This is a genomic window from Rhodopseudomonas sp. B29, from assembly GCF_000333455.1.
GTDB lineage: Bacteria > Pseudomonadota > Alphaproteobacteria > Rhizobiales > Xanthobacteraceae > Rhodopseudomonas.
On the sequence record NZ_BADD01000482.1, the window covers coordinates 1 to 12790 of the forward strand.

The 12790-nt window shown below is 58.5% G+C and carries 10 protein-coding genes; 1 reads left to right on the top strand and 9 read right to left on the bottom strand.

Annotated features, from left to right (window positions below):
- From I5M_RS17125 to rfbB, 9 genes are all read right to left on the bottom strand, one after another.
- Positions 1–246: DegT/DnrJ/EryC1/StrS family aminotransferase (locus I5M_RS17125; protein ID WP_148287898.1), on the bottom strand; the 246-nt coding region annotated here is incomplete at its 3' end.
- A 149-nt stretch (positions 247–395) separates the two neighbouring features.
- Positions 396–902, bottom strand: a complete 507-nt coding sequence (locus I5M_RS17130; RefSeq protein ID WP_022722511.1) for an acyltransferase — start codon at positions 900–902, stop codon at positions 396–398.
- Positions 902–2434, bottom strand: coding sequence for an oligosaccharide flippase family protein (locus I5M_RS17135; protein ID WP_022722512.1), 1533 nt, complete (start codon positions 2432–2434; stop codon positions 902–904). The genes I5M_RS17130 and I5M_RS17135 overlap by 1 nt, the downstream gene beginning before the upstream one ends.
- Positions 2435–2481: 47 nt before the next feature.
- Positions 2482–3540: a Gfo/Idh/MocA family protein gene (locus tag I5M_RS17140; RefSeq protein WP_022722513.1), complete on the bottom strand. Its 1059-nt coding sequence runs from the start codon at positions 3538–3540 to the stop codon at positions 2482–2484.
- Between the two features lie 249 nt (positions 3541–3789).
- Positions 3790–5214 carry an HlyD family type I secretion periplasmic adaptor subunit gene (locus tag I5M_RS17145; protein WP_040771767.1) on the bottom strand — a complete coding sequence of 475 codons (1425 nt, stop codon included), beginning with the start codon at positions 5212–5214 and terminating at the stop codon, positions 3790–3792.
- 2 nt (positions 5215–5216) lie between these two features.
- On the bottom strand, positions 5217–7433 hold the full coding sequence (locus I5M_RS17150) for a peptidase domain-containing ABC transporter (protein WP_022722515.1): 2217 nt from the start codon (positions 7431–7433) through the stop codon (positions 5217–5219).
- Complete coding sequence (locus tag I5M_RS17155; RefSeq protein ID WP_022722516.1) at positions 7411–7752, bottom strand: hypothetical protein; 342 nt, start codon at positions 7750–7752, stop codon at positions 7411–7413. Before I5M_RS17155 ends, I5M_RS17150 begins: the two co-directional genes overlap by 23 nt.
- A 396-nt stretch (positions 7753–8148) precedes the next feature.
- Complete coding sequence (gene rfbA / locus I5M_RS17160) at positions 8149–9069, bottom strand: glucose-1-phosphate thymidylyltransferase RfbA (protein WP_244432035.1); 921 nt, start codon at positions 9067–9069, stop codon at positions 8149–8151.
- Positions 9070–9193: 124 nt separating this feature from the next.
- Positions 9194–10246 (bottom strand): dTDP-glucose 4,6-dehydratase, encoded by a 1053-nt coding sequence (gene rfbB, locus I5M_RS17165; RefSeq protein ID WP_031336782.1) that lies wholly within the window; start codon positions 10244–10246, stop codon positions 9194–9196.
- Positions 10247–10517: 271 nt separating this feature from the next.
- Here rfbB and I5M_RS17170 point away from each other — a divergent pair.
- Positions 10518–12790, top strand: a 2273-nt coding sequence (locus I5M_RS17170) for an AAA family ATPase (RefSeq protein ID WP_022722519.1), incomplete at its 3' end; no start/stop codon positions are given.

Below are 12790 nucleotides of genomic sequence, written 5' to 3' on the forward strand. Positions count from 1 at the left end.
CGATACCGTAATGACTTCATCGCCAGGTCCCACGCCGGCCGCAAGCAGGGCCAGGTGAAGAGCGGACGTGCCGCTATTCACCGCCAAACAATGGCCTACCCCACAATATTCCGCGAACCGCTTCTCGAACGCGGTCACCTCCGGACCGAGCACGAAATGAGCGCTCTCGACTGCGCGCGCGATCGCTTCATCGATCTCCGGTTTGATCTGACGATACTGCGCTTTCAAATCCAGGAATGGTATCAATGTCGCAATCCTCGGTTGCTAGGTGCCCAGTGACTTTGACGACCTATATTCGTTTGCGTCGTGCAATCGTGCCTTCGTCAATGAAACGCTACTCAGTCATCTGAGAGGCTTGCATCTGAGAGGCGTGGTTGCATCGCGCATTCGACAGCTCATGCGCTTTGACGCGCGATTTCGACGACACGCTTCGCCTTGGACGGCGGCAAGACGCGTGCGGGCACCCCCGCTACAACAGCCCCCGCCGGGACGTCCTTTGTCACCACAGCACCTGCGCCGACGATCGCCCCGGCGCCAATGCTGATGCCACACAGGACGGTCGCGTTAGAACCGATGGAAGCCCCTTTTCCGACCTGCGTGGGTTCCAACGTCCAATCGTCAGGACCTTGCGGCTTTCCATCCGCTGTTGTCGCCCTCGGGTATCGGTCGTTCGTGAACATCACGCCGTGTCCGATGAACACGTCGTCCTCAATGGTGACGCCTTCGCAAAGGAAGCTGTGAGAGGAAATCTTGCAGCGTGCGCCGACGGTCGCCCCGCCCTGGATTTCCACGAACGTACCAAGCCTCGTTCCGTCGCCAATTACGCACCCGTAGAGATTGACGAGATCGGGATGAAATATCCGAACCTCACGGCCAAGCCTCACATCCTTCGCGATAGGCATTACCTCTTCTCCATTGCCACACGAGACTTCTCAATAGCGTCCTGATTGACTCCTGCACGCCGCAGCGAGGCGGCGCCCCCGATACGACCGACGGCGGACCGTATTCGGCGGATCGGCTCGCTCAGCTCGAGCAGCAGTGGGTGCTGCACGGCGTACAAGGCGAGGAACCACGACCCGGCTACTGAAATGCAGGCGACAATGATGCCGGCGAATGGCCCTATCAATTTGAAGTCGATAATCGCGGCTGCAATAGCGGCAGTCGCACCGCACGCCAGAGCAACGATGCCGCTCTTCCACGTTGCGTGGACGAAATCCATCCATCGAAGATCGAGGTGCCTGCTGATGAAGAGAATCGCGACGGCCGCCTGGAACGGCAACGTCAGCATGGCAGACGCGGCGACTGCCTCGACGCCAAGGAAGGACGCCGCGAACACGATAATGAGCGATGGCGGCAACGTGATGAGAGACGAGACCAGCGTGTCCTGCACCCGGCCCACTGCGACCAATACCGGGTAGGTCAGGCACGCGGCGAACATCGCGAGGTAGCCGATACAGAGCAGTTGAATCAGCGGGACGACCTCCAACCATGTCGGTCCGAGCCAGATCGAGATGATGGGTTTCGCCATGATCGCCATGAAGATCAGAAACGGCCAATGCAGTGCCGTAAGCAGCGAAATCGCATGGAGGTAGATGTTTCTGGGTTTCTTGCCCGCCTCTGTCTGAGCAAAAATGGCGGGCAAGATCACAGGGCTCACCACCTGAGTGACGAGCTTGTCGAACACCTGGGTCACGTTGACAGCGCGGCTGTAAAGGCCGACTGCGGATAGATCGAGCACGCGCGAGAGAAACAGCTGCGGTGCGGAATTATAGAATACGTTGATGAGGACGACGCCGCTCGAGTAGAGGCCGAATCTTACGACGTCCTCGTAACCTTCAAGCGAAGGTCGAAAGATGCGCAGATCTTGGCGCGTCGCCACCAGGTAGATCGCCTGAGCCGCACTGCCGGCGATCATTCCCCAGATCGGTGATGTGTAGCCGTAGCCCGCGACCGCCAGCGGCACCGACACGATCACCATGGTGACGTTGCTCAGAAGATTACTGGCCGCGATCACGTCGAATTTCATGCTTCGGCGAAGCAACGCGATGATTGTCATCGAAAACGGCGTGATGGCGAAATTGAGCACGCTGATCGTGATGCCGGTTTTCAGCTCGTGAGAACCGGACAGAGCTCCCATAGCGTCGCCCAACAGATACAGACCGCAGCCACCGACGATCGAAAGGCCCAAGGTGATGGTGAACGCCGTCCTGACATCCGTCTCTGACAAAGATGATTTCTGCACCAGATAGTTGGCGCCGCCGAACTCTTGCGATGACGCAGCCAAGACCGCCGAAATCGCCGTAGCTACCGCGCAGATGCCGAATTCACCCGGAGTCAGCAGTCTCGACAACACAGCGGTCGATATAAAGAACAGCACCAGGCTGGCGTAGCGTTCGATCGCCGAAAAAACGAGGGACCGTTGGACCGACTTCATTTTGATCTCGGCTCTAAAGAAAACGAACGCCTAGGATCCCGGCCAGGTCACGCAACTTTCACGTCTTCCGGGACTCTCTGTCTCTGCCTGAGTACAACTGGCTTGCCGTGATTGGCGATCGATAGCGATGCGGCCTCCAGCAGCTCGACGACTTTCAAGCCCGAGCGCCCGTCGGAAATTGGCGTCGTTCCGTTGCGGACACACTGGAGGAAATGCTCGATCTCGGTCTGCAGCGCTTCCTTCGTAGAGATGTTGGGCGCCCACATGTCGCCGGCACGATAGCCGATACGAAACTGATGTGCGTTCTCGGGAGACGCGTCCAGAGTGATGCCCTTGTCGTATACCTTGATCTTTTCCGTCGGCTCCAAATCGTCGTAGACGATCATCTTCTTGCTGCCGCCGACGAAGGTCTGCCTGACTTTGATCGGTGACAGCCAGTTGACGCTGACATGTGCGACGCATTCACTCTCGAAGAACATCGTGATGTGCGCCATGTTCTCCGGCGATCCGGCTACATGCGACGATCCGGTAGCCGACACTGCAATCGGCTCTTCGTTCAGGATGAACTGAATGATCGAGATGTCGTGAACCGCCAGATCCCAGATGACGTTCACGTCGTTCTGGAACAGCCCGAGACTCGATCGCGTGCTGTCATAATAGTAGATGTCGCCGAGCTGGCCATCTTTGATCAGGTCGCGGATCTTCTGAACGGCTGGCGTGTAGAGAAACGTATGATCCACCATCAGCGTCAGGCCTCGACGATCGGCCTCGTCCAGCAGGCGACGAACCAGATCGGCATTGGGCGCGAGCGGCTTCTCGACCAAGACATGCTTGCCGGCCTTGAGGGCCGCCATCGCCAATTCGTAATGCGTTCGAACGGGCGTCGCGATCGCGATCGCGTCGATGCTCGGATCCTTGAGAAGGTCTTCGTAGCGGCTGGTCGTCATCACCCCGGGGTAAAGATGAGTGCTCGCCGCGAGCTTTCCTGAATCGAGATCAGCGATGCTGACGAGACGGGCGGATGCATTGCTGACGAAATTTCGTACAAGGTTCGGCCCCCAGTAACCGTAACCAATGACGCCTATACCGACGCGGCTGCTTGCCATGAACCTCACCAATTGCTCGTATTTAATTTGGAAAACACTAAATATATATTTTATTAAATGCAAGATATTATTATCCACATGGATAATCTGTTTTATTCGGTGAGCGCGTCCGCGGTCGGTGTGCTGCTATTTAGTGGCTCGCTGTCGCCAAACTGATGTGCAACTCGTTTGGACGCGCCCACCGGTCAATCGGCGAAAGCGAGCCTCAAACGCCGCTGCAAATTTCGATTAATTAGCCATAAGCGTCGGTCAGTATTCTCGAATACTCTCATCGAGCCCGCGGAGAAGCGGATAGAGGAAATATGACATGACGCGTCGCGCGCCGACTTTCAGTTCCGCAGTTACTGCCATGCCAGGAATGAGCTGAACCTGGCCGGAGGCGGGTCGCAACTTAGCATCCGTCACGTCCACCAAAACCCGGTAATAAGGCGCGGCATTTTTGTGTGATGGGTCGCCCTTGTTTTCCGGATTGAAGGCATCATCACTGACAACACGGACAACGCCCGACCCTGTTCCGTACTTCTGAAACGGAAATGCCTCGAACTTGAGACGAACTTTTTGACCGACGGCCACTTGGCCGATATCGCGCCCTTCGATGTTAATCTCCGCCTGCAGCGGGACATTTCGCGGCACGAGGACAAACAAGGTCTCCGCCTCTTTCACCACCGAGCCGACCGTGCGGTTGGCGACTTCCAGTACGACCGCGTCGGCCGGAGCCGACAGCACGATCAGTTGCCGCCGCAGTTCTGCTTTCTTCATTTCCTCCGCAGCGCCACTGCGCTTGGCCAATGTTTCGACGAGGTCCTGATAGGACGTCCTCCGGAAGTCCTCGATGAAGACCTGGCGGTCGGCGTTCGCTTTCTCGATCTTATGCGCCGCGTCGATCTGGCTGCCACGCGATCGCGACAGGTTATTCTCCACTTCCAGGCGAGCATCCTTTGAGAGCAGGAAATTAAGCCGGGATCCGACTTCCCTGTCCATCAGCGAGGACCGCATCGACTCGATCGACTTCATCGTCTCGAGGCGCTGGGTCAGCACCGTCTCTTCCTCCTGACCCGTCTTCAGGTTGGCTCGAGCGCTCGCGACCTGTGCGTCGAAGGTCATCAACTGCGTTGCGAAGTAGGACTTCCGCTGCGCGTAAAGACGACCCTGCAATATCGCGTCGGAGTTGGACGGGTCCGACAACACGTAGTCCCGCCCGTCGAGCTCGGCTCTGAGCCGCTCGATCGCCGCGTCGAAAGCCGCAACCTTGACCCGCAGTTGGTCCACGTCGGCTTGGGAGAATGTCGGATCAAGCGTCGCCAGGGGGGTGCCCTGCTTGACCACGTCTCCAGCCCGGACGTGCATCTCGCGAATGACCGAGGTTTCCAGCGGCTGGAGCACCAGGTTGGGGTGGGTGGTGATGAGCTTGCCTTGTGCGGTGACCACGGTATCGACCCGGGAGAAAGACGCCCAGAGGATGGCCGTAAGGATCAGCGCCAGGACCGCATAGAGCGTCAACCGGGCGACGCGTGGCGGTGAGCGTTCTTCAATCTCGACGGCATCAGATTGAAATCTGCCGACGATCTCGGGGCGCCGCGTCCTCGCCCCGTGGGTCAGCCTCCGACGCCTCTCGGAGTTGACCGGCTTGTTGTCTCCCGGAGAAGCCCGGTCATTGGAGGCATCCAGACTCATCGTCAAGCCGCCTTCATCTGCTGGTTCCACAGGTGGCGATAAATGCTGCATTTGGCCATTAACTTGTCGTGGCGGTCCATATCCACGACCCGGCCGCCCTCGATGACGAGGATGGAGTCCGCTTCCGCCAACATCGACAGCCGGTGCGATACGATGATCACCGTGCGTCCGGCAGCGATGCGGCGCAAATTCCGCCGAATGACCGTTTCGCTCTCCGAGTCGAGCGCGCTGGTCGCTTCATCGAGGATCAGGATGCGGGGATTGACAATTAGTGCGCGCGCGATCGCAAGCCTCTGCTTTTGACCGCCGGACAGATTGGAGGCCCCTTCCTCGAGCAATGTGTCGTATCCGCGGGGTAGCCGCTGAATGAAATCGTCAGCGCCGGCAAGCTGCGCTGCCCGGACCACCTCGGCGAACGTCGCGTCACGTTTGACGCGCGCAAGATTCTCCCGAATGGTTTCGCGGAACAGGAAACTGTCTTGCAGAACGACGCCAAGGTTTTGGCGGAGATGGACAAGATCGACCTCTCTCAGATCATACCCATCGATCCGCACCAACCCCTGCTGCACGGGGTACAAGCCAGATATCAGTCGGGTCAGGGTCGTTTTGCCCGAGCCACTGCGCCCAACGATGCCGAACACCTGGCCCGGCGCGATGGAGAACGACACGTCGTCGAGCGCAGCAGCTCCTTCGGCGCCATAGCGGAATGAGACGCCTTCGAACTCGATCCCGCCTCGAATCTCCGGCCGCAGTCCACTGCGGAGCGCTTCGCGCTCCGGAGGCTGGTTCATCACTTCGCCGAGCATTCTGACCGCGAGCGAGACCTCCTGATACTCGTGAACCATCGTCACCATCTGCACCAACGGCGCCGAAACGCGCCCCGCCAGCATGTTGAATGCGACCAAGGCGCCGATGGTCAGTTGACCACCGAACACGTCCAGGGCACCGAGCACGATGATGCCGAGCGTCATGAGCTTCTCGAGCAGGCCGGTGACCGACTGTGCGCCCGCCGAAATCCTTTCGACATTGAACCGCATCGATACGGACTGGGCACATGAATTGTCCCAGATCTTGCGTTGCAGCGGCTCCATTGCCAGCGACTTGACAGTCCGCATGCCGTGGACAGTCTCGACCAGCAGCGCCTGACGCGTGCCTTCGGCCTGATAGAGATCGAACAAGCGCCGCCGGTAGGGCCCGATCAGAAGCACAACGATCAGTCCGCTCAGCAACGTGAATGCCAGAACCACCGCGGTCAGCTTGATGCTGTACATCGCCAGAACAGGAATGAAGACGAACAGAGAGACCGCATCCAGAAGCGTCAGAAATAGCCGGCCGGTCAAAAATTCTCGGATACGGCTCGCTTGCTGCATGTGTTTGACCAACACACCCGCAGAAATATGTTCGAAGTAACTGACAGACAGGCCTAAAAGATGTGCGAAGGTCTTTGTGGCGACGCGTATGTCGACCTTGCTGGTGACGTACAGCATCAGGTATCGACGCAAGAAATTGAAGATCGCGTCGAATCCCAGCGCGGCGATCGCGCCGGCCGCCAGCACGTAAAGCGTCGTGAAGCTTTCGTGAACCAGGACCTTGTCGATGACGAGCTGGAAGAAAATGGGAACGACAAGGCCGAGCCCGTAGAGCATAATCGCCGCCACGGCGACATCGATGAATAGGCGGCGCTCGCGCAAGAGCTCCGGAGCGAACCAACGAAATCCGAATTTCTTATCGGAGGCCGTGTTATTCTTGTCCTGCTTGATGAGGAGCACGTCACCTTGCCAATTGGCGCAAAACAGCTCCTCGTTGACCAGCAACGGCTCGTCGCGCCGCTCGGCGAGTGGATCGATGACGCAGACTCGCTTATCTTCCTCGCCGGAAGTGCCGGCGACGACGACCCAATTGCCATTGGCCAGATGAGCTATTGCCGGAAAGGCTTCCTCGAGATTCAACAGAGCCTGCCAGTCGATCTTCGCCGCGCTGGCTTTCAGCCCGGCCTGTTTCGCCATCCGCAGGACCGCGGAGACTGGCAGCGGATCGTTGCCGATCGCATGAGCGTGCTTCAGCTGCTCCACCGAAAGCTCGACGCCCCGGCGCGCCGCAACGTATGCCAAACAGTGCAACGCCGTCTGGACGGCGACGCCGTTCGGCTCGGTCTGCTCCGGACCGTCGTCCTGGAGTAGCGACGGGACGTCGTCGTTAGCGGAAATTGGCTGAAGCATTCGGATTCCGAGACGTGTTCGAGGCCAGAGTGACAGTATCTGCGGTGGTTGCGCTCGCGGTTGCCATGTCTTCGGATGCCAATCTCGGATGATTGCGCTTTATGACGCCCGCATCGATCAATCCCTGCAACGCTTTCTGCATCACCTCGACCGAGTTCGCGAAAGCCTCGACGTTGAAGATGACTCGTTGGCGGAAGACCTTCTTGGGTGCATTGTTGGCGTCGCGCTCGGTCGGCGAAAGGCTGATCAGGTCAACCCGAACGATGGATCCTCCAACCGTGATTTCCTCGATCCCGTCGGTGTAGATTTCGGCGTGCATTGCTACTCTCCTCAACGCGTTAAATCCGCTTCGATACTGACTCGGTCGTCGTAACTCGGGGCGTTGAAGCCGTTTGCTGGAATGGGCTCGCCGCCATGGGTGCCCTGGTTGCCGAAGCCCCGAACCCCGCAATGCCGCCAACGAGCGAACGTGATTTAATTCGACAGCTACAGAGTGGGCAAATGTCCCTGGCCCACGGAGACGGGAGCTGGTGCTCAGCCCGAACCGGGCGTGCCGAGTTATCATGGAGTCTGCAGCAACCCTCTGACATTTTTCAGCTTTCTCTATCCGGCGAGACGCTTGCTTGCGGCGGATCGGCCAGCTCGAACTTGAGATTGCCACTCCGACGAAGCCCTCCCATAAAGAGACAGCAATTTAATATGTCGGTCAATCCGATTATTGAAGAATTAAATCTTTTTGGTTATTTTCATAATCGGCGAACGGGGCCGACCCGGCCTGAGCGATCTCGCGCAGATACAGTCCATAACCGCTCTTCTCCAGCCCGCGCGCCAGATCGAGCAACCGGCCGCGGGAAATGAAGCCTTGCCGGAAAGCGATCTCTTCGAGGCAGGCGACCTTCATGCCTTGACGATTTTCCAGCGTCTGAACGAAGCTGCCCGCTTCGATCAGGGATTGAAACGTTCCGGTGTCGAGCCAGGCAAAGCCGCGCCCCATTCGCTCGACCTCGAGCGTCCCGGCCGCAAGATATCGCATTTGCAGATCGGTGATCTCCAACTCGCCGCGAGCCGATGGCTTCACTTCGGCTGCGTGGAGGACGACGTCATTGTCGAAGAAATACAGGCCGGTGACCGCCCAGGACGATTTCGGCGCAATCGGCTTTTCTTCGATCGACACCGGCCGCCCTTCGCGATCGAACGCAACTACGCCGTACCGTTCGGGATCCCGGACATGATACGCAAATACGGTTGCGCCACGGTCGCGCTTTGCCGCCCGCGCCAACAGATCGGGCAGCCCATGCCCGAAAAAGATATTGTCGCCCAGAACCAACGCCACCCGGTCGGAACCGATAAAGTCTCGGCCGATGATGAAGGCCTCGGCAAGGCCGGCGGGCTTCGGTTGTTCGGCGTAGCGCAGACGAATGCCCCATTGGCTGCCATCGCCCAGCAGCCGTTCAAACTGGCAACGATCGGCTGGGGTTGTGATGACCAGGACGTCGCGGATCCCAGCCAGCATGAGCGTCGAAAGCGGATAATACACCATCGGCTTGTCATAGACCGGCAGGAGCTGCTTGCTCACGCCGAGGGTGAGCGGATAAAGGCGCGTTCCGCTGCCCCCCGCGAGCACGATGCCCTTCAGCACGGGGAGCCCCCCGCGGATGTTCGAGTGCATGCCTCGGCCGAGCCTATCATCTGACGCCTATCAGTATGCGTTAAGCCGCGCGACGTCGCGTCGTCGGCTGCCTATTTCAGCTTGGTAAACATTATGCTCTAAGCAAGCCAAGTCGCCGGCCATCGTAGATGCCTGAACGAACCGATGCCCACCAAGATCGATTTGCCAAATACCATTCCACGGTCGACCGGAGCCCCTCTTCAAAGGTTCGCCGCGGCCCCCAACCGAGCTCACGATGGGCTTTGCTCGCATCGATCGCGTAGCGCAGATCGTGACCCGGGCGATCCTCGACATGGGTGATCAGTGAGCTTGTCGGGGACGTCGGCGTCTCGATTTCGTCGTAGTATCGGCCGATAAGCTTGACGACGTCGAGATTGCTGCGCTCGCAATTTCCGCCGAAGTTGTAGCTCTCTCCGGGGCGCCCGTGGGTCAGTGCGCGAATCAACCCCTCGGCATGATCCTCGACAAACAGCCAATCGCGGATGTTGGAACCGGCGCCATACACCGGAAGAGGCTTGTGATCTATCGCATTGAGGATCATCAACGGTATCAGCTTTTCTGGAAACTGATACGGCCCATAATTGTTCGAGCAATTCGTGACGATGACCGGCAATCCGTATGTCTTGTACCAGGCGTGAGCGAGGTGGTCAGACGCAGCCTTGCTGGCCGAGTAAGGCGAACTCGGCCGGTATGGCGTTTCTTCTACGAAAAGCCCAGTCTCGCCAAGCGAACCGTAGACCTCGTCGGTGGAGACGTGGACAAACCTGAAACGGTCGCGGCGATCATCAGCCAGATTCGAGTGATACGCCCGAGCCGCCTCCAGCAACGTGTAGCTGCCCACTATATTTGAGGCGATGAAAGCAGAAGGGCCGGAGATCGATCGATCGACGTGGCTCTCGGCAGCCAAATGTATCACAGCGTCAGGCTCGAACGTCGCGAAGATCCGATCGAGCCCTTTTCGATCGCAGATATCTAGGCGCTCAAAGTCATAATTGGGATGTCCAGCCAGGGCTTCGAGCGAACCCAGATTGGATGCATAGGTCAGCTTGTCGACGTTCATGACCTCAGCATTGTGCCCTTGCACAAGCTGTCGACAGACGGCCGATCCGATAAACCCCGCGCCGCCCGTGACCACGACCCGCATGCATTGCTCCATCGGAAAGCCACCGAACCCAATTCAAAATGGCAGAGCGCCAGCGGCTCCCCCGCCTATCGTGTCGGCGGATTGGTGAATTGGCGCCCAGCCGGTAACCAACTCGCCGATCTGCATGTCTGGATTATATATATTTAATTTGCGAAAGCAATTTATTTGTGGAATTAATAAGGTAATTAAATTCGGCTCATCGGATGCCGCGGCCGCCCCCGCATCGTCCGGTGGCCGGCTTTCTCGACATCATGGGGTTTGGTGGCTTCCAATGCTTCAGGGCAATATTCGGCAAAGCGAGAAGATGCTGCCTCTGCTCAACGGCCCCGGCGGCGATGATGGGCCCGCTGAAGGGATGGGGCACACTGTCGAATTGGTTTTGGGCTTTTTGAAGCGCCAATATGCCGTCATTCTCCTCTGCACGGTCGTGACGGTCGGATTGGCGGTGATCTATTTGAAGACCGCGATCCCCACATATACCGGCACCGTCAAAATCCTTCTCATTAATCAAAAGACACCATTCGTCCAACAGCAATCCCTGGTGGCCGAGGACGCCATCGACTCCGTCCAGATCGAAACTCAGTTGCAGGTGTTGAAATCCAAAGCCGTCGCGACGTCCGTTATCCAGTCTCTCCGGCTATATGACGAGAGCGACTTCAAGCCGTCGGCCCGCTTGCATGCGTTCTTCCAACGGGTACGGCACTGGCTTTCGATGGCTCCTCTCGACGGGGGGACTGATCAGGGTCCCACGGCTGACCAACTCGCGGTCGCGTTCGGCGAACGCGTGACGGCCAATCGCGTCGGGATGAGCAATGTGATCGAAGTCAGCTACAACGCGAGCAATCCGGACAAGGCTGCAGAAGTCGCAAATGCCATCGCCAACGCCTACATTCTCGATCAGTTGAATGCGCGGTTCGAGGCGAATAAGAGCGCCACCGCCTGGCTGCAGGACCGATTACGCGAGCTTGGGCAAAAGGCCATCACGGCCGAACGAGCTGTCAACACGTTCAAGTCCGAAAACAACATTGTCGTCAGCGACGGCAAACTGATCGATGATCAACAGATCGCAGATCTCAACAGCAGACTGGTGGCGGCTCGCGCTTTGACATCGGACATTCAAGCTCGCTTGAACCGGTTCGAGGATGTTCTTCAGGCTGTCGTTCCCGACAGCTCGAATTTGGGAGGTATCGACGCACCAGGCTCGGAAGTTTTGCTGAATCCGATCATCAATACACTGCGTCAGCAGTATCTGGATTTGTCGAGACGAGAAGCCGATTGGTCCGTCCGATTTGGCAAGGACCATCTCGCCGTCATCAACACCCGCAATCGTTTGCGCGAAATCCGGGCGTCGATCCTGGACGAAGTCCGTCGTCTAATGGCCACCAGTCGGAGCGACTACGAAGTCGCCAAGCAGAAACAACAGCAGATCGAGAGCCAACTAGCGTCGGCTGTTTCGCGGTCGCGTACCGGCAGCTCAGCCGAACTCACGATGCGCGAACTCGAGACCCGGGCGAAGAGTTATCGCGGCCTGTACGATAGTTTCCTGCAGCGCTACATGGGTTCCGTTCAGCAGGAGTCGTTTCCCAGCGCAAATGCCCGCGTCATCGCTTCGGCTTCGCCGCCGCCCGGCAAGAGCAAGCCGAAATCGCCCCTCGTGATCGCCATCGGATTATTGGCCGGACTGGGGCTTGGTGCGGGGCTGGGGCTGCTGCGTGACGTCATGGACCGGGTGTTCCGGACATCGGCGCAACTCGAGGCGGCCCTGGGACTGCCTTGCCTTTCGCTGGTCCCGCTGCTCAAGGACGTCGATCAGCCGAACACGGCAAAACTCCCCGTCGGTGGGGATGGCGCCCGCGTAATTTCTCGACGATCGGCCGCCTATTGGGCCGCAACGGCTATGCCATTGTCCAGGTTCGCCGAGGCGATCCGGGCAATCAAACTGGCTATCGACCTCAATCAGAGCTTGTCGACCAACAAGACCGTCGGGATAACGTCGTCTTTGCCGAACGAAGGCAAGTCGACGATCGCCGCGTCGCTGGCTCAATTGATTGCCCACTCTGGAAAACGCGTAATCATCGTCGACTGCGATTTGCGTAACCCGTCCCTGTCGATGAACCTTGCGCCGGCGGCGACCACCGGCCTGATCGAAGTCATAGCTGGAGCCATGCAACTCGACGAAGTCACGTGGCATGACAAGGGCACCGGGCTCAACTTCCTTCCGATTGCGAAGAAGGGACCGCTCTTTCATACGAGCGAAATCCTATCGGCCGAGGCTACCCGGGTGCTATTCGACAGACTTCGGGCGAGCTATGACTACGTAATCGTCGACCTTCCGCCGCTCGCGCCCATCGTCGACGTGCGGGCGACGACGCCGCTGGTCGACTGTTTCGTCCTCGTCGTCGAGTGGGGCCGCACGAAAATCGACGTCGTTCAACACGCTCTGCACACGGCGCCCAACGTCAGCGAAGCGCTGCTAGGGGCCGTTCTCAATAAAACCGACATCAAAGTGATGAGACGATACGACGGCCCCCACAGCGACTACTA